This window comes from Nocardioides sp. (genome assembly GCF_014360585.1).
In the GTDB taxonomy this organism is placed as follows: domain Bacteria; phylum Actinomycetota; class Actinomycetes; order Propionibacteriales; family Nocardioidaceae; genus Nocardioides.
On sequence record NZ_JACIXG010000056.1, the window covers coordinates 1 to 17751 of the forward strand.

Here is a 17751-nt window from a genome sequence, read left to right on the forward strand (position 1 = left end):
GTCACGCACGACTCCTGCTCGACCAGCGCGGATGAGAACAGCCGGGTAACAGTTCGTCGTACCGGTCATGCGGGGCCGGGTATCGCTTTACCCTCCGCCCATGACTCGGAGGACGGACGTCGCCATCATCTGCGGTGGCCTGGTGCTGTTGGTCCTCATGGGGGCGGGGTGGTTCTTCGTCCTCCGGGACACGACGAACACCTACGACCCAGAGGAGAAGTCGAGCGAGCCGCCGTCGGCCGCCGCGGCGACGAAAGCTGCGCAGGCGTTCCTCGATGCCTGGGCCCGCGACAAGCCCTCCGAGGCCGGAGCGCTCACGGACGCGGCAGACTCCGCGACGGCGGCACTTCAGTCGTACGCCGACGACCTCGGTCTCACGAAGGTCGCCTTCAGTGGGCTGGCGGTGCGCGAACCGTCGTCGGTCAGCGGCACGACCGCGGTCGAGTTCGACGTGGCGGCGAACGTGGAGAACGGGCAGTGGGCGTACCGGGGCACGCTCGGTGTCCTCCAGGACGAGGACGGCTACACGGCGGTGCGGTGGGACCACACCGTGCTGCACCCCGAGCTCGCGACCGGCCAGTCGCTGGTCGCCGGTGAGCTCACGGACGAGTTCATGACCGCCCGACCGGCCACCGCCGACGGCCGGAAGAACCTTCAGGACTTCCCCTCGCTGGGCGACATCGCCGGGTCCATCCGGGACAACGCCGACGGCGACGGCGGCAGGCCCGGCCACGGCGTCGCGATCGTCGACTCCGCCGGCACGCAGGTCAAGACGCTCGCGGTGCTGGCCTCGTCGAAGGCTCCGGCGATCCGTACGACCATCGACGCCCGTCTCCAGGCGGCCGCCGAGAAGGCGGTCGGGAACCCGGTGCTCGGTGGGAAGCCGGCCGGGGTCGTGGCGCTGGACTGGCGCACCGGGCACATCCTGGCGATCGCCTACTCCGGGGACAGCGGCAACATCGCGATCAACGCGGTCAAGGCACCGGGATCGACGCTGAAGATCGTCTCCGCCGCTGCCCTCTTCGACCTCGCGGGGCTGCACCCCGGCAGCGCCGCCCCGTGCCCCGACTCGGTGCTCGCCAACGGGCAGACCTTCGGCAACGACCCCGGCGTCAGTCCCGACGAGGGCGCCACCATCGCGGAGGCGTTCACGGTCTCGTGCAACACCGCGTTCATCAAGGACGGCTTCAACCACCTGGTCAACGACGGCGACGCCTCGGCGCTTCACCGGGAGGCGACCGAGGTGTTCGGGATGGGGTCGTGGTCGATCGGCGGCGGTGTCGGCACGCGTGACCCCTCCATCCCGCCGGATGTCGAGCACGGCGATCAGGCTGCCCAGTTCATCGGCCAGGGCAAGGTCACCGCCACCCCGCTGTTCATCGCCTCGATCGCCGCGACGGTGGCCAAGGGCCGGTTCGAGCAGCCGATCATCATGAAGAACCAGTCGCAGGCGAGGGCTTCCCGCCCGATCTCCGCACGCACCGCTGGCTACCTGCGGACCATGATGCAGACCGCGGCCTCGCACGGCTCGGCTGCTCCGCGTGTCGGCGATCTCCCCGGCGTCGGCGCCAAGACCGGCACCGCGGAGGAGGGCGACCACACCAACGGCTGGTTCACGGCGTACGACGACCGCATCGCCGTCGCCGCGCTCGTCGAGGGCGGCAGCTCCGGGGTGGACTCGGCAGGCCATGTCGTACGCGACCTGCTGACCGCCGACTGACCGGCCCGGTCTCTCGCCCCGCCGGTCGAGCCGCCCGAGTCGCTCCCCCGCCGGTCGAGCCGCCGGAGCCGCTATGCGACCGAGTGAGGCCGGCCGGCGAGCTTGCTCGTCCGGATGTGCCGAGCGAGGGAGCACCCGAGCGGAGCGAGGGCGGCGTAGGCGTGTCGAGACCAACACAGCCACATCGGCGCTCGATGACGACCGTGTTGGTCTCGACACGCTCGCTGGCGCTCGCGGCTCGACCAGCGGGGGGTACTCCGACTTCAGACTGAGGACGGCGCCCGTCCCTGGAACTAGGGTTGGCCGGGTGACTGTGCACGACGACGCCGGCTCCTCAGGCCGGCTGGCGACCTTCTTCGCGACCGACGACGACTGGGAGCGGGAGGGCTCGATCTCGGCCGGTGACTGGCTGGTCGGGGTGAGCGTGCTGGTCGCCAGCCTGATGACCCTGGAGCTGATCCGCGGGGTCGGGACGCTCGACTCCAGCGACGCCCCGATGTGGGTCGAGTGGACAGCGGTGTTCATCGGCGCGGGGCTGCTGGTCTTCCGGCGGCGCTTCCCGCTCACGGTCGCGCTCCTGGCCGGGCTGCACATGTTCGTCACCGGCGTATGGCTGCCGATGGTGATGGGCTTGCTGCCCATGCAGATCATCTACTTCCTCGCCTTCTTCGCCGGAGCGGCCTGGGCGCGGCGACGGCGGGACATGGTCGTCGTGATGGGGCTGATCACCCTGTTCATGTTCGCGTGGCTCTCCTGGCAGTTCGCGGTCGGCAGCGGCATCGACGAGATCCGCGAGTCGACCGCGGATTCGGAGGGCTCCTCGCTCGTCGGCCCGGTGACCGCCTTCGTGCTGCTCACCACCGTCATCAACCTGCTCTACTTCGCCGGCGCGATCGTCGGCGGTCAGGTCGCCTGGCGCGGGGCGCGACAGAAGGCCGAGCTCGCCGAGCAGGCCGCGACCATCGCGGCCCAGTCCGGACAGCTCCAGCGGCGCGCCGTGATCGACGAGCGCCTGCGCATCGCCCGCGAGCTGCACGACGTCGTCGCCCACCACGTCGCGGTCGTCGGCGTCCAGGCCGCCGCCGCCCGCAAGCTGCTCGAGCGCGGCCGTCCCGGCGACATCGAGGGGGCCACCGAGGCGCTCGGAAACGTCGAGGCCTCCGCTCGCGAGGCGGTCACCCAGATGCGCTCGCTGCTCGGCACGCTGCGCGACCCGGTCGGCGACGAGGAGACGGACGGTTCGGCGCACACCGCATCAGCAGAGGTACGCCGCCCCGAGCCGCGCCTCGAGGACCTGCCGGCGCTCCTGGACGAGGTGCGCGAGAACGGACTGCGGGTGGACTACGAGGCCGTCGGGCCGGTCGACGAGCTGCCGTCGCCGCTGGCGCACTCGGTCTGCCGCATCGTCCAGGAGGCGCTGGCCAACGTCCGCCGCCACTCCACCGCCGACCGTGCCCAGGTCGTCCTCCGCGTCGACCGTTCGGCGGCGTCGCCGTACGCCGAGGTCGAGATCACCGACAACGGCCGGCCCCGGCACGGCACCTCGGGCAGCGGCCTGGGCCTGCTGGGTGTCCGCGAGCGGGCGGCCATCCGGAAGGCGGAGGTCGACATCGGACCTAGGGCCGTGCAGGGGTATCGGGTGCGGGTGAGGTTCCCGCTCGACTCCCTTGCCCTGTCCGCGGGCGTCGCACGATGATCCGCGTGCTGCTCGCCGACGACCAGCAGCTGGTGCGCTCGGGGTTTCGTCTCATCCTCTCGATGGAGGACGACATCTCGGTGGTCGGCGAGGCCTCCGACGGCGCCGACGCGATCGCCAAGGCGCGCGAGCTGCAGCCCGACGTGGTGCTGATGGACGTGCAGATGCCCGGCACCGACGGCATCGAGGCGACGCGTACGGTGGTCGCCGAGGGACGCGCCAAGGTGATCATCCTGACCACCTTCGACCGCGACGACTATCTCTTCGACGCGCTCGCGGCCGGCGCCAGCGGATTCCTGCTCAAGAACGCCGATCCCGACTCGCTGGCCGAGGCGGTGCGCGCGGCCGCCGAAGGTCACGCGCTGCTGGCCCCGGAGGTCACGATGCGGGTGATCGGCCGGGTGACCAGCGCCGAGGCGCCCGCACCGACGAGACCGAAGCCGCCCGAGGAGCTCGCTCTGCTCACCGCCCGCGAACGCGAGGTGCTCCTGCTCATCGGCGAAGGGCTGAGCAACAACGAGATCGCCCGCCGGCTGTTCCTGACCGAGGCGACCGTGAAGACGCACGTATCGGCCTGCCTGGCCAAGCTGCAGCTGCGCGACCGGGTGCAGACGGTGGTCTTCATCCACCGTCACGGGCTGCTGCCCGCGGACCCGTCCAGCACCTGAACCAGACACCTGAGCCCAACGGCTGAGGCCGGGTTCATCCTCGCGACGGATCCGCCGGGCGCGGCACTGAAATAGCGTGAGTCCCGTTCGTTTCCGAAACAGAGGAGAATCGATGCTCGAGGTCAGCGGGCTGACCCGCCGCTTCGGCGACATGGTCGCCGTCGACGACGTGTCCTTCCCGGTCCCGTCCGGTGGGCTCACCGGGTTCGTGGGCGGCAACGGTGCCGGGAAGACCACCACCATGCGGATGATCATGGGGGTGCTGGCCGCTCACGCCGGCACGGTCTCCTGGCAGGGGCACGAGGTGACCCGTGAGGACCGGCGCCGGTTCGGCTACATGCCCGAGGAGCGCGGCCTCTACCCGAAGCAGCCGATCCTGGAGCAGCTGGTCTACCTGGCCCGGCTCCGCGGCATGAATGCCGCCGACGCGCGCCAGGAGATCACCGTGCTGCTGGAGCGGTTCGGTCTCGGCGGTCGCACGAAGGACCCGCTGGAGAAGCTGTCCCTCGGCAACCAGCAGCGCGTCCAGATCATCGCCGCGCTCGTCCCGGCTCCGATGGCGCTGGTCCTCGACGAGCCGTTCTCCGGGCTCGATCCCGACGCCATCGACGCGATGGCCGACCTGCTACGCGAGCATGCTCGCGACGGCGTACCCGTCGTCTTCTCCTCCCACCAGCTCGACCTGGTCGACCGGCTGTGCGACCGCCTCGTGGTCATGGCCCGCGGCCGCGTGGTCGCTCAGGGGACGGGCGAGGAACTGCGCGCCGAGGCCGCGCTGCGCTACCGGCTGGTGCTCGGTGGCGACGCCGGCTGGGTACGCGACGTCCCGGGCCTCCACGTCCGCGACGTCTCCGGCCCCGAGGCCGAGATCGAGGTCGTCTCCGAAGGCGCCGAGCAGAGGCTGCTCGCCGAGGCCACCGCACGCGGCAGCGTGCTCGACTTCCACCGCGTCGTACCCCGTCTGTCCGAGATCTACCGGGAGGTCACCGCATGAGGACGCAACCTGTCTGGCAGATCGTCGCGCGCCGCGAGATCATGGTCCGCGTCACCGACAAGTCGACCATCATCGGCACCGCGATCATGCTCGCCGTGATCGTGGGGGTGCTCGGCTTCTCCGCTTGGAGCGAGAGCCGGGAGAAGACGTACGAGGTCGCCTACTCCTCGACGACGTCGCAGGCCATGGTCGAGGGCATCGCCGAGCGCTCGACCGAGATCGACGAGAAGGTGCACATCGAGGCTGTTGCCGTCGACGACGCCGACGCCGCCCGGCACGCCCTCGAGGAGGAGCACGCCGACGCGTACCTCTCCCCCGATGAGGACGGATGGACTCTGCTCACGCTCCAGGACGCCGACTCCGAGCTGCGTGGCGTGGTCGAGCAGGCGGTCGAGGAGATCGTCCTCGCCGGGAACGCCGACGCGGCCGGCACCAGCGCGGCCGAGCTGACCAAGGGCTCGTCGGTCGCGCTCGACCAGATCGAGGGCGACAGCGAGCTGAGCGCGATCCGCTGGGTGGTCGGGTACGCACTCGCCATCGTCTTCTACTTCGCCTCGATCATGTTCGGGATGACGCTGGCCAACAGCGTCGTGGAGGAGAAGCAGTCGAGGATCGTGGAGATGATCGCCGCGGCCGTGCCGCTGCGCCAGCTGCTGGCCGGCAAGATCATCGGCAACGCCGTCATCGCCGTCGGACAGATGCTCATCTACGTGGCCGTCGGGCTGATCGGGCTGAGCCTGACCGAGTTCAGCTTCGCGCTGCCGGTGCTGTCGGGCGCGATCGGCTGGTTCGTGGTCTTCTTCCTGGTCGGCTTCGTGGTGCTCTCCACGCTGTGGGCGGTCGCGGGCGCGCTCGCTTCGAGAACCGAGGACCTGCAATCCTCGTCCACCCCGATCACGATGCTGCTGATGGTGATGTTCTTCGGCGCCCTGTATCTCGACGGCGTCGGCGAGCAGATCGGCTCCTACGTCCCGCCGCTCTCCGCGGTGCTGATGCCGATGCGCCTGGTCGAGGGCACCGCCGCCTGGTGGGAGCCGATCATCGCCCTGGTCCTGCTCCTCGCCTTCGGCGCAGCCCTCGTACGCCTCGCCGAGCGCCTCTACAGCCGCGCCCTGCTCCAGACCGGCGGCCAGCTCTCTCTCAAGGCGGCCTGGAAGCTGGAGGAGTAGCCGAGACGTCACCCCCGTCAGCCGAGGCGTCACTCCGGTCGGTCGAGATGCCACCCCGGTGCCATCTCGATTCGCCTCAGCGACTTCTCGGCCGACGTAAGTGACTTCTCGCCCGACGTCGGTGACTTCTCGGCATGATAGGGGCAGTCGACCAGAGGAGCGTTCGTCGTGGCCCGAGAGATCACCACAGTTGTGAAGGACCTGCACTACCTGGAGTGCCCGAGATGGCACCAGGACCGGATCTGGTTCGTGGACTTCTACTCCTACAAGGTCTACTCGGCGCAGGAGGACGGTTCGGATCTCCGGGTCGAGGCGGAGGTGCCGGGCCAGCCGTCGGGGCTGGGCTGGCTCCCCGACGGCCATCTCCTCGTGGTCTCGATGCGCGACCGCCGGATCCTGCGTCGCGAGAGCGACGGCTCGCTGGTCACCCACGCCGACCTCAGCGGCCACGTCGACCACCACCTCAACGACATGGTGGTCGACGAGCAGGGCAGGGCGTACGTCGGGAACTTCGGCTTCGACATCATGGCCGGCGCCGACGTGGCCTCGACGGTGCTGCTGCGGGTCGACCCGGACGGCACGGTGACCGAGGTCGCCGACGATCTGTGGTTCCCCAACGGCAGCGTGATCACCGACGACGGCACCCTCATCGTCGACGAGACCTGCGGCAACCGGATCAGTGCCTTCGACATCGCCACGGACGGGTCGCTGACCAACCGGCGTACGTGGGCGAAGTTCGGCGAGCTCACCACCCACACCGCGTTCGGGGAGGCGATGGGCGATGCCGTCCTCGCACCCGACGGCTGCTGCCTGGACGCCGAGGGCGCGGTGTGGACCGCCGACGCGGTCTTCGGCCGTCTGGTCAGGGCCGCCGAGGGCGGGGAGATCCTCGAGCAGATCGATCTGGACGGTGGCGTCTTCGCGTGCATGCTGGGCGGCAGCGACGGGAAGACGCTCTACGCCTGTGCCGCACCCGACTTCTTCGAGGAGCCGCGCAAGGCCAACACCGAGGCTCGGCTGCTGGCCATCCGGGTCGACGTGCCCCGAGCCGGTCGCCCTTAGACCTCCTGGTCCTGGACGTCCGGCGGCGGGCCGTCGAGGCGACCGGCACGGCTGCGGATCGGCACCGCGACGTGGAGCGCGTTGCTCTCGAGCGTGAAGTCGGTCGGCGTCTCGGTGAGGATCTCCCCGTCGAGGTTGACCGGCATCGGCTCGTCGGTGGTGATCCGCACCGCCGTGGTGGTCACGTGGTGGACCTGATCGTGCTCGATGAAGTGGCCGCTCTTGAGCAGCCGCGCGATGGAGACGTGGTCGCGCATGCGGCCACGGACGATCGCGTAGACGTCGAGCAGGTCGTCGTCCACCGAGGCCGTGGGCGAGACCGTGTTGCCGCCGCCGTAGTGACGGCCGTTGCCGACCGCGACCTGGAGCAGGTCGTCGAGCTCCACCGTGTCGTGGTCGCCGTCGGGGAACTCCAGCCGGGCGGTGAACGGCTTGTGGTGCCGGTAGGCCTGGAGCGTCGCCACCGGATAGGCCGCCGGGCCGATCAGCTTCTTGAGCCGAGGGTCCAGAGCATCGGTCATTGCGACGGAGAGACCGAACGAGGCGACGTTGAGGTAGCTGTGGCCGTTGGCCCGGCCGATGTCGACGTTGATGATCTTTCCCTCGAGCACCTGCCGGATCGCGGTCTCCGGGTCCTGGTCCAGCTCGAGCGTGCGGGCGAAGTCGTTGGCGGTGCCGAGCGGCAGCACGGCGAGCACGACGTCGGTCCCGGCGATCCGGGAAGCTGCGGCGCCCACCGAGCCGTCACCGCCGCCGATGACGAGCAGGTCGGGCTGGTCGGCCGCCACCTCGTCCAGCGTGTTCTCCAGCTCCTCCCCCGAATGGACAGCGTAGGAGCGCAGGTCCTCGATCCCCGCGTCGCGGAGCATCTTCTCCGACGAGGCCAGCGCGTCCTCTCCACGGCGCGAGCCGGCGTTGACGACGAGGGCGACCTTGACGGAGTCGCGCGACAACAGCGATTGCATATCCACGTTCAGGAGCGTACGCAACCCCGCCTGAGTACGCGCCGGCGCGTCGCGCTGCGACGCTTCTGGCTCAGCCCACGAACCCGGGAGCGACCACCTCGGCGAAGACCCCGAGCGCCGGCTCGCCGGCCCGGTTGAGCGGCCGGTGGGAGGCGAGCGTCTTCAACAGGCGTACGTCCCGCTTCCCCGTCTCCGGGTGGATGTCGATCACGGCGCACCGCGGGATGGGCACGCCGATCCGGAGCCTCGCCGCGCCGACCTGGACCTCCCGGCCGAGCCAGGTGTCCTCGACATAGGGCTCCTCGGTCTCGACGACCAGGTTCGGCCGGAACCGCGCCGCCACGAGCGCGGCGTCGTCACCGATCCGCCGGGCGAGGTCGCCCAGCGACGCCGTGGTCACCATCGACACCGCACCCGCGAAGACGACCTCCCCTCGACGGGCGCGGGCCAGCCGCACCGGCCGGTCGAGCCACCGCGAGAACAGCTCCGAGTGGGGTCCGCTGAGCAGCTCCAGCTCGACCTCGCGACCCCAGTAGTCGCAGATGATGCTCTCTCCAGTCACGACCGGCTCCGCCGAGACGCTCTCACCGCCCGGCAGCCCGATCTCGAGGCGGCCCCTGGCCACCTCTGCCCGCACCGCGACCAGCGAGGGGTGCTGCACGGTGCGCAGCACCCGACCCCGACCAGGCGCGCTGGTGTTGACCGACACCAGCGCGAACCCTCGGTCCCCGACGACTCCCAGGTCGTCGAGCACCAGCCGGTCGTAGGCCAGATGTCGGGTCCCCTTGATCGGCGCGAACCCTGCGCGCACGACCTTCAGCTCATCGGTCACGTCCCCAGTGAACCAGCGCGGCGAAACGCCTCGGCACCCTCGGCCGCCAGCTCGGTGTAGCCGGCCGTGCCGCCGCCGAGCAGCTCCTCGGCGGCGCGCTTGACGGCGCCGAGGGCGGCGAAGGCGAACGCGCCGCCCACCGAGATGCGGGCCGCGCCTGCCTCGGCCAGCTCGGGGACCGACGGGCCGCCCGGGAGCAGCAGGACGTTGACCGGGCGGTCGACGGCACCGACCAGGCGGCGTACGTCCTCGACGGCGACGACGCCCGGCGCGAAGAGGACGTCGGCGCCGGCCTCCTGGTAGGCCTGCAGGCGGGCGATCGTGTCCTCGAGATCGTCGCGGCCGCGGATGTGGTTCTCGGCGCGAGCGGTGAGGACGAAGCCGTCCCCCGCGGCAGCGGCCGCCGCTGCGACCCGCTCGGCGGCCTCCTCCAGGGAGTAGAACGCGTCCTGCTCGACCCCGGCGTAGTCCTCGATAGAACCGCCCGCCAGACCGGTGGCCGCGGCGAGCCGGAAGGTCTCCTCCACCTCGGCCATGGTTGCCGCGAAACCGGCCTCCAGGTCGGCCGAGACCGGCACCTGGACCGCCTCGACCAGCGCGGCCGAGTGCGCCATCACCTCGTCCCGGCTGACCTGGCCGTCAAGCCGTCCCAGGGTCGCGGCGTACCCGCTGCTGGTCGTGGCCAGGGCCGGGAAGCCCAGCGAGGCCAGGACCTTGGCCGAGCCCGCATCCCAGGCGTTGGGCATCAGCATCGGGGTGCCTGGAAGGTGCAGCGACAGGAAGCTCTCGGCGAGGGACATGACGCCACCCTGCCACGGGACGGCGCGGCCGAGAACTGATTTCCGGGCCTAGGATCACTTGGTATGGGCCACGATCACGACCACATCTCACCGGCGGCCGACCGGCGCTACCTGATCGCCGCGATGACGCTCCTGGGTGTGTTCCTGATCGGCGAGGTGACGGTCGCGATCCTCGCGAACTCGCTCGCGCTGCTTGCCGACGCCGGCCACATGCTCACCGACGTCGGCGCGATCGCGGCGGCGCTGTGGGCGATGCGGCTGGCCGCGCGGCCAGCGCACGGGCAGTGGACCTACGGCTGGAAGCGCGCCGAGATCCTCTCGGCCGCCCTCAACGGGATCACGCTGCTCGTCTTCGCCGCCGTCGTGGGTGTCGAGGCGATCCGACGGCTGATCGACCCGCCCGAGGCCGAAGGACTGCCGATGTTCGTCGTCGCGGTCATCGGCTGCGGCGTCAACATCGTCGCGGCCGCCCTGATGGCGCGCGCCAACCGCACCTCGCTCAACGTCGAGGGCGCCTACCAGCACGTGCTCTCCGACCTCTACGGCTTCATCGGCACCCTCGTCGCCGCGATCGTCATCCTGCTCACCGGCTGGAACCGCGCCGACCCGGTGGCCTCGCTCGTGGTGGTCGCCCTGATGACGTACGCCGGTGTCCGGCTGCTGCGCGACAGCGGCCGGATCCTGCTCGAGGGTGCGCCGGCGGAGGTCGACGTCGAGGACCTGCGCCGGCATCTGCTCGAGGTCGACGACGTGCTCGAGGTGCACGACCTGCACGCCTGGACCGTCACCTCGGGTCTGCCCGCCGTCTCAGCGCACCTGACCCTGCGCCCGGAGTGCTTCGACGACGGCAGCGCGCCGAAGGTCCTCGACCGGGTCCAGGCCTGTCTGACCGGCCACTTCGACGTCGAGCACTCCACCTTCCAGCTCGAGCCCGAGACCCACCTGGCCCACGAGCCGGGGATGCACTAGGTGATCTAAGCCCGCGCCAGCGCCGTGAGGGCCGCCCCGCGCGCCTGCTCGATCGCGTCCTCGGCGATCCCGCACAGCCGCAGACAGGCCGAGGCGATCGTCGCGACGGTCGTGCTGCCGACCCGGTCCTCGCGACGGAGGCTGACCACGCTCTCGACCATCTGCACGAGCAGCTCACCGAGCCCGGGCTCGCCGCTGCTCGCCGAGATCCGCTCCCCCGCCGCCCGCTGCGCCACCCGCCCGTAGCCGGCGACGAGGTCCCCGCGGAGGTGGTCGTAACGGTCGTAGACGGGTGAGGCGATGACGTCGGGGAGACGGTAGAGCATGCCGATGTTGTGGGGCATCGCGACCAGAGCGCTCATGTCGCTGACGGCGAGGGCATAGAGGCCCACCTCGGGGGTCACCGACCCCATCTCGGCCTCGATCTTCCCGGCCTGCTCGACCCGCTCCTGGACCGAGCGCTCGAGCAGCACCGCGAGGATCTCCTCCTTGCTGCCGAAGTGGTAGTAGATCGACGCCTGCCTCAGCCCGGCACCGTCCGCGATCTCGCGGGTGGTGGTGCCGGCATAGCCGCGGCCCACGAAGAGCTCCGCGGCGGCGGCGAGGATCTGATCTCGGGGGTTCGCCGCAACCTTGCCCGGGAGCAGCCGTGGACGGCCGCGACCCGGACGCGGCGAGATCTGTGACACCGTGGCATCGCCTTTTTCTGTCGTACGATAGATAAGATGAGAGAGAGCAAGTTTCGCACTCATATCGAAAGAGTCAAGCGACAGGCGCCGTGTCCGGGCACGAACTCTCAGTGAGTGAGCTTGAGGCCGATGACGCAGCCGACGAGAGCGACGATCAGCAGGACGCGTACGGCGCTGATCGACTCGGTCCCGATGGCCATCGAGTAGCCGACGGTGAGCGCCGCGCCGATCCCCACCCAGACCGCGTACGCTGTGCCGATCGGCAGCGTGCGCATGGCCAGCGCGAGGCCCGCCAGGCTGCCGACGAGAGCGACGACGAAGACCACCGACGGGACCAGTCGCGAGAAGCCCTCGGTACGGCCCAGGGCCAGCGCCCACACAGCCTCGAGGACGCCTGATCCAACAAGAAAAATCCAAGACATGACCAACTCCAGACGGCCGTCTTGTCGCGCTTCCGGGTACGGCTCCCTCGTCCGGCAGCCGGTCTCGGCTGACGTCTTCGACACTAGCAAAACTGTCATTCGATAGAAACTTCTCGCAGCGCTAGAACGCTGCGTTCTTCATCACGGGACTCGGCGTCGACCGATGGCCGTCTGATGGGCCGATCGATGGGATGATGCGGTGGTGACCTTCACCGTCGGCTTCGTCACCGGAGCCACCCCTGACAAGTGGGCCAGGATCTGGCGTGACCGCAGGCGCGAGCGGCTCGAGATCGTCCCGGTCGCCGAGGAGGATCAGGAGCGACTGCTGCGCGCCGGCGAGCTCGACATGTGCCTCGTCCGCCTCCCTGTGGACCGCGACGGCCTGCACTGCATCCCGCTCTACGAGGAGCAGCCGGTCGCCGTGATGGGCCACGAGCACCTGCTCTCCCTGCTCGAGGAGGTCACCCTCGACGACCTCGCCGAGGAACAGCTGGTCGTCCCCGAGCGCGGAGGCTGGACACCGAGCGCCGAGCAGCTGGCGTGGCCGCCGATGAGCGAGAAGGACGCCGTCGAGACGGTCGCCGCCGGCACGGGGGTGGCGATCGTGCCGCTGTCGATCGCCCGGCTCTACCACCGCAAGGACGCCGTCTTCCGGCCCGTGGTCGGCATCGAGGCCACGACCGTCGGCCTGGCCTGGCTGATCGACAACGACGACGAGCGCGTGCAGACCTTCATCGGCATCGTCCGCGGCCGCTCGCGGAACTCCTCGAGAAGCTGAGTCCAGCAAATGCCAGGTGAACGCCTGGCAACATCTGTCTCGTCCGGCCGCATTCCCGACAGTCGGGTCGGTGCTCGTCCCTAGACTCTGCCCGATCCAGACAGAAGGCAGGCGTTTCGGTGAACCGCAAGGGGTGGACGACCGTTGTAGCAGGCGGTCTCGTACTGGTCCTGCTGACCTGGTTCGCTGTGGCACGGCTGATCCCCGGCGACGCGTGGCCGGACGAGCTCGCCGACAAGGCGACGCTGAAGATCGCCGCCGGCTCCGAGCTCGACGACGTCCTTTGCGCCGACGGCACCAGCAAGGCCGACGAGGCGAGCAGCACGCCGGTCCGGTGCGCGCCCAGCGACCTGGTGAAACAGCTCGAGGAGGAGACCAACGTCGAGCTGAAGCCCGAGTTCATCGGCACGCTCGAGGCCGCCGACGCGATCGCCGGTGACTCGGACCGCTACGACGCCGCCTGGTTCGCCTCCGACGACTACCTGCGGCTTGCACTGGCAGCGAAAGGCACCGATGACCTGACCACCTCCAAGCCGATCATGCGTTCCCCAGTGGCCTTGGGGGTGCGCCACGACGTCGCCGCGCAGCTCGGCTGGACCGAGGACACCGCGGTCTCGTGGAAGGAGATCGCCGACCGCGCCGGCGACGGTGAGCTCGGGTTCCTGATGACCAGCCCCGCCTCCTCCAACTCCGGCCTGTCCACGCTCGCCGGCGTCGCCACCGCCTTCGATGACAAGCCGCCGTTGCAGAGCGAGGACGTCGGCCTGGTCCAGGACGACGTACGCCAGCTCTTCAGCGGCCAGCTCGGCCGCGCGGCGAGCTCGGGTTGGCTCTCGGACAAGTTCCGCGAGAACCCGACTGCCTACGACGCGATCTTCAACTACGAGTCGGAGTTGCTGGCGCTCGCGAAGCAGGTCGAGGATCTCGACATCGTGTATCCCAGCGACGGCACCACGGAGGCCACCTACCCGCTCACGCTCGTAGACCCCGGGAAGCAGAAGGCGTACGAGACAGCTGTCGCGTGGCTGCGGACCGCCGATGTCCAGCGGGACCTGAGCGAGAAGAGCCAGCGACGCCCCGGACGCAGTGACGTGAAGCCCTCCAAGGGCGTGCCCGACAACGATGTCAAGACGCTCCCGCTCCCCGACGACCTCGGCACGATCGACGAGCTGATCTTCACCTACTTCGACGAGTTCGCCCCCAAGACGCGCACGACCTACCTGCTCGACACCTCGGCCTCGATGGACGACCTCAAGATGAACCGGCTGCGGCGGGCCTTCGAGGGGCTCGTCGGCGACAACACCTCGATCAGCGGGCAGTTCAAGCGCTTCCGCAAGGGTGAACGGCTGACGGTCTACACCTACGCCGACGAGGTGGCGCTCCTCGGGTCCGTCGTGGTCAAGGACAGGTCGGAGAGCGACGAGGCGCTCGGAGCCCTGATCGACGGGGTGGGCGACCTGAGCGGCGACGGGGGCACCGCCTACTACGACGCCATCGACGCGGCCTACGCCGACCTCTTGAAGGCGCCCGAGGAGGGTGCGACAAGGTCGATCGTGCTGATGACCGACGGCGAGCAGAACGGTGGCCAGTCCTACACCCAGCTCAAGAAGAAGTACGAGGCGGACTACCGCGCTCTCGGGGTGCCGCTCTACGTGGTGCTCGTCGGCGACGCCGCCGCCTCGACCGACCCGAGCATCGAACAGCTGGTCGGCTTCGCCGAGGAGACCGGCGGCCGCGATGTCGTCGCCAAGGAGACCGACGACCTACGCAAGATCTTCCAGGAGATCCGTGACTACCAGTGACCCCAAGCCGCCCTCGGCGCTCGTCAGGATCATCAACTCTGGCTGGGCCACGGCCGGCACGGTGCTGGCGCTTCCTCTTACCGGCGCGGCGGTCGCCACCGGCGGATGGGGCTGGGCGGTGGGCGCGGGAGCAGCGCTGGGCATCGGGGTCACAGCCGCCGCGTTCCCGAGGCGGCCACCCTCCCCTCAGACGCCGCCTCGACCCACGGGGCCGGTCAACTACTACTTCCTCAGCCCCTCGCGCGTCGCCTGGGTTCATGCCCACATCCACGGCGGCAGAGTCGGCGTCAAGACTCGCGGCGAGATGAGGGAACGAGGCGTGGCCGTCAAGGCAGGATTCTCGCTGCCGCCCGCGAACCTGATGAACGAGTTCGGACGGAAGATCTCGAACAACTACTCCGACGAGCTCCAGGTCACACCGGAGATCATGGCCGACGAGGTCCGCGCCTACCTCTCGCAGCGAGATGCCCTCCACGACCTTCAGAACCTGAGCGACGTCGACCTGCAGAGGCTGGGCCGGCGAGTGGACGACACCGAGGGTGGCGTCGAGTTCGCCACCTTCATCGCTGACGGCCCCGACGTCCACGCGGCGATCGACAAGGTGCCCGAAGCACCGGAGAACGGCCCGGACTCGACGTGCGAGACCATCCTGCAGGCCGCCAACGGGTTCACGATCACGCTCCGGGTCGGCAGCCGCAAGCAGCTCGACGACTTCGACGACCTGGAGAAGCTGCCCTACGTCACCGTGTTCGGTGTCCTCCGCGGGTTCGATGCCGACAAGCGTGCCGCTTCGGTGCGCGTCATCGCGGTCTACTGAGCCCCGGGTCGCTGCGGGCCGCGCGCACGCGGCAGACTTTGCACCATGCTCGAACCGACCGACCTCACCACCCGCGCGACCGAGGCGCTGCGTACGACATTCGGCACCGAGGCCACGGTTGTCGGGAGGGCGCCGGGGCGGGTCAACCTGATCGGCGAGCACACCGACTACAACGCCGGGCTGGTGCTGCCGGTAGCGCTCCCCCACGCCACCTACGCCGCGGCCGCACCGCGCACCGACGGCGTCATCCGGATCGCCTCGGCCCAGGAACCCGAGGCGTTCACCGGCCACATCGACGAGCTCGGACCGCAGATCGAAGGCTGGGCGGCGTACGTCGCGGGGGTGCTGTGGACGTTGCGCGAGGCGGGCCTCCTCACGGGCGGGCTGGACATGCACCTGGAGTCCTCGGTCCCGCTCGGGGCCGGCCTGTCCTCCTCGGCGTCGGTCGAGTGTGCCACCGCGGCGGCAGCGCTCGGCGTCGCTGGCCGGGTTCTCGACGAGGACCTGCAGCGGGCCGTCGTCGCTGCCGGGATCCGGGCCGAGACCGAGGTCGCCAACGCGCCGACCGGCGGGATGGACCAGTCGGTCGCGGTCTTCGCCGAGGCGGGCGGCGCCCTGTTGATCGACTTCGACTCCGGCGAGCACCGCAACGTCCCGCTCGCCCTCGGCGAGCGCACCATCCTGGTCACCGACACCCGGGTCAAGCACCAGCTGACCGACGGCGGCTACGCCTCCCGCCGCGCCCAGTGCGAGAAGGCCGCCGCCGACCTCGGGCTGAGCTCGCTGCGCGCGGCCACCCTGGACCAGGTCGAGTCGCTGGGCGACGACATCGTCCGCCGCCGGGCCCGCCACATCGTCACCGAGATCGCCCGCGTCGAGCCGACAGTGACCGCACTGGGAGCCGGCGACTGGGCCGCGATCGGTGAGCTCTTCGCCGCCTCCCACGCATCCATGCGCGACGACTTCGAGATCTCCGTCCCCGAGCTCGACCTCGCCGTGGCCACCGCCGTCGAGGCCGGCGCCGACGGCGCCCGGATGACCGGCGGCGGCTTCGGCGGATCGATCGTCTCGATCCTGCCCGCCTCCGCCGTCGAGTCGGTAAGCGCAGCCATCGACGAGGCCTTCGCCGAAGCCGGCTACGGCGCCCCGGGGCACCTGATCGCCAGCCCGTCGGCGGGCGCGACGTTCACCGAGGTAACTCGGTGAGCTCGCACTGACTTCGTGGAGTTCGACGAGGTAAGTGGTCCCTGACCGAGTTACCTCGGTGAGCATCCGCCGCGCTGACTCAGACCAAGCCCGCCTCGGCCAGCGTCCGGGTGGTGGTGGCGATCGCGGCCTCCCGCGCGACTCGCAGCAGGTCGACGTCCGTCTCGGTGCGGCCCGGGATCGGGTCGAACGCATCCGGTGCGAAGGTCAGCGTACGCACGCCCGCATGACCACCGGCCCTCATCTCCGCGACCGCGCTGCGGTAGCGGTCCGGGCGGCTCCGGTAGAGGTCGCCGAGGTCGGGGTTCACCCGGCGCAGGTAGCGCTCGATCACGCGGTCGGCACGCCCGTAGAGCGGCGCCGTCCCGTACGGCCGGGTCGCCAGCACGATCGCATGCGTCGCCCCGAGCGCCGCCGCCGAGGCGACCGGCACCGGCTCGACCAGCCCGCCGTCGAGCCAGCGGCGGCCGCGTACGGTCACCGGGAGCCCGCCGGCGAGGGGCAGCTGGCTGGAGGCGATCACCGAGTCGGCGAGGTCGGTGGGACCGGTGAAGTCGGTGAGCGGGACGGACTTCGCCGTCACCACGTCGGTGGCAACCGCCGCCAGCCGGGGCGCGCCGTCCCGCAACGCCAGCGACCACTCGAACAGCTCAGCCGAGCGGGCGGTGATCCCCCGGGTGTCGACCATCGACTTGCGGCGCAGCATCCGCCCCGCGCCGATGTACTCCGGCGAGGCGAACACCGAGGCGTACGACTCGCTGAAGGCGCCGATCGTCCCGGCCGCCACCGCGGTCGCGTTGGCGGCGCCGGCGGAGGTGCCGACCACCAGGTCGACCGCATCCAGCAGTCCCCGGTCGGCGAGCACCGCGGCCATCGTCGCCGACAGCATCCCCCGCATCCCGCCGCCCTCGATCACGAGAGCCAGGGTCGCCTCGTCACCGTCGTTCCGACCGTCCCCGCTCAGGCGGGACCGGAGCAGCTCGGCCACCCCCGATTGCAATGCGTCCACACCTGGATTGTGATGCTACTGGCGAGTAGACCGCTCACCGGGGTCGCTCCAGCGCCCCGGGACAAGGGCGCAGGTCACATCCCGTCCACGACAAGAAAGATGCCGAGTCGGCGCGTCATGACGCGCCGACTCGGCATTCATTCCGGTCAGGAT

The 17751-nt window shown here is 70.3% G+C and carries 17 protein-coding genes and 1 riboswitch; of the genes, 11 read left to right on the forward strand and 6 right to left on the reverse strand.

Annotated features, from left to right (window positions below; genetic code table 11):
- Positions 1–100 precede the first annotated feature (100 nt).
- From H5T77_RS17475 to H5T77_RS17500, 6 genes are all read left to right on the forward strand, one after another.
- On the forward strand, positions 101–1720 hold the full coding sequence (locus H5T77_RS17475; RefSeq protein WP_292651353.1) for a penicillin-binding transpeptidase domain-containing protein: 1620 nt from the start codon (positions 101–103) through the stop codon (positions 1718–1720).
- A 307-nt stretch (positions 1721–2027) separates the two neighbouring features.
- The gene (locus tag H5T77_RS17480; protein ID WP_292651356.1) at positions 2028–3416 is read left to right on the forward strand and encodes a sensor histidine kinase; all 1389 of its coding nucleotides are present in this window, start codon (positions 2028–2030) and stop codon (positions 3414–3416) included.
- A complete protein-coding gene (locus H5T77_RS17485; protein WP_292651358.1) occupies positions 3413–4084 on the forward strand; it encodes a response regulator in 672 nt (223 codons plus the stop codon). Before H5T77_RS17480 ends, H5T77_RS17485 begins: the two co-directional genes overlap by 4 nt.
- Positions 4085–4196: 112 nt before the next feature.
- Positions 4197–5078: an ABC transporter ATP-binding protein gene (locus H5T77_RS17490; RefSeq protein ID WP_292651360.1), complete on the forward strand. Its 882-nt coding sequence runs from the start codon at positions 4197–4199 to the stop codon at positions 5076–5078.
- Positions 5075–6247 carry an ABC transporter permease gene (locus H5T77_RS17495; RefSeq protein ID WP_292651362.1) on the forward strand — a complete coding sequence of 391 codons (1173 nt, stop codon included), beginning with the start codon at positions 5075–5077 and terminating at the stop codon, positions 6245–6247. Before H5T77_RS17490 ends, H5T77_RS17495 begins: the two co-directional genes overlap by 4 nt.
- 168 nt (positions 6248–6415) lie before the next feature.
- Positions 6416–7309 (forward strand): SMP-30/gluconolactonase/LRE family protein, encoded by an 894-nt coding sequence (locus tag H5T77_RS17500; protein WP_292651363.1) that lies wholly within the window; start codon positions 6416–6418, stop codon positions 7307–7309.
- On the opposite strand, the gene H5T77_RS17505 is transcribed toward H5T77_RS17500, so the two are convergent.
- The 3 genes from H5T77_RS17505 to H5T77_RS17515 all read right to left on the reverse strand — a co-directional run bounded on the left by H5T77_RS17505 (position 7306) and on the right by H5T77_RS17515 (position 9906).
- Positions 7306–8274, reverse strand: coding sequence for a lipid kinase (locus H5T77_RS17505; protein WP_292651410.1), 969 nt, complete (start codon positions 8272–8274; stop codon positions 7306–7308). The genes H5T77_RS17500 and H5T77_RS17505 overlap by 4 nt on opposite strands.
- A gap of 70 nt (positions 8275–8344) precedes the next feature.
- Positions 8345–9106 carry an MOSC domain-containing protein gene (locus H5T77_RS17510; protein ID WP_292651365.1) on the reverse strand — a complete coding sequence of 254 codons (762 nt, stop codon included), beginning with the start codon at positions 9104–9106 and terminating at the stop codon, positions 8345–8347.
- Complete coding sequence (locus tag H5T77_RS17515) at positions 9103–9906, reverse strand: isocitrate lyase/PEP mutase family protein (RefSeq protein ID WP_292651367.1); 804 nt, start codon at positions 9904–9906, stop codon at positions 9103–9105. Before H5T77_RS17515 ends, H5T77_RS17510 begins: the two co-directional genes overlap by 4 nt.
- Before the next feature lie 63 nt (positions 9907–9969).
- Between H5T77_RS17515 and H5T77_RS17520 the strand changes: the two genes are divergently transcribed.
- Complete coding sequence (locus H5T77_RS17520) at positions 9970–10875, forward strand: cation diffusion facilitator family transporter (protein ID WP_292651369.1); 906 nt, start codon at positions 9970–9972, stop codon at positions 10873–10875.
- Positions 10876–10880: 5 nt separating this feature from the next.
- On the opposite strand, the gene H5T77_RS17525 is transcribed toward H5T77_RS17520, so the two are convergent.
- Both H5T77_RS17525 and H5T77_RS17530 read right to left on the reverse strand, forming a co-directional pair.
- Positions 10881–11564, reverse strand: a complete 684-nt coding sequence (locus H5T77_RS17525; RefSeq protein WP_292651372.1) for a TetR/AcrR family transcriptional regulator — start codon at positions 11562–11564, stop codon at positions 10881–10883.
- Between the two features lie 107 nt (positions 11565–11671).
- Positions 11672–11986 (reverse strand): DMT family transporter, encoded by a 315-nt coding sequence (locus H5T77_RS17530; RefSeq protein ID WP_292651373.1) that lies wholly within the window; start codon positions 11984–11986, stop codon positions 11672–11674.
- Positions 11987–11997: 11 nt separating this feature from the next.
- Positions 11998–12061, reverse strand: a riboswitch (guanidine-III (ykkC-III) riboswitch).
- 127 nt (positions 12062–12188) lie between these two features.
- On the opposite strand from H5T77_RS17530, the gene H5T77_RS17535 reads away from it, so the two are divergent.
- The 4 genes from H5T77_RS17535 (at position 12189) to galK (ending at position 16589) form a co-directional block, all read left to right on the forward strand.
- Entirely contained in the window at positions 12189–12764 is a 576-nt protein-coding gene (locus tag H5T77_RS17535) for a LysR family substrate-binding domain-containing protein (RefSeq protein WP_292651374.1), read from the forward strand.
- Between the two features lie 119 nt (positions 12765–12883).
- Positions 12884–14566, forward strand: a complete 1683-nt coding sequence (locus H5T77_RS17540) for a VWA domain-containing protein (protein ID WP_292651376.1) — start codon at positions 12884–12886, stop codon at positions 14564–14566.
- The gene (locus tag H5T77_RS17545) at positions 14553–15383 is read left to right on the forward strand and encodes a hypothetical protein (RefSeq protein WP_292651378.1); all 831 of its coding nucleotides are present in this window, start codon (positions 14553–14555) and stop codon (positions 15381–15383) included. Before H5T77_RS17540 ends, H5T77_RS17545 begins: the two co-directional genes overlap by 14 nt.
- 45 nt (positions 15384–15428) lie before the next feature.
- A complete protein-coding gene (gene galK / locus H5T77_RS17550) occupies positions 15429–16589 on the forward strand; it encodes a galactokinase (RefSeq protein ID WP_292651380.1) in 1161 nt (386 codons plus the stop codon).
- Positions 16590–16668: 79 nt separating this feature from the next.
- Here galK and H5T77_RS17555 read toward each other — a convergent pair whose 3' ends face one another.
- Positions 16669–17598, reverse strand: a complete 930-nt coding sequence (locus tag H5T77_RS17555; RefSeq protein WP_292651382.1) for a patatin-like phospholipase family protein — start codon at positions 17596–17598, stop codon at positions 16669–16671.
- Positions 17599–17751 lie beyond the last annotated feature (153 nt).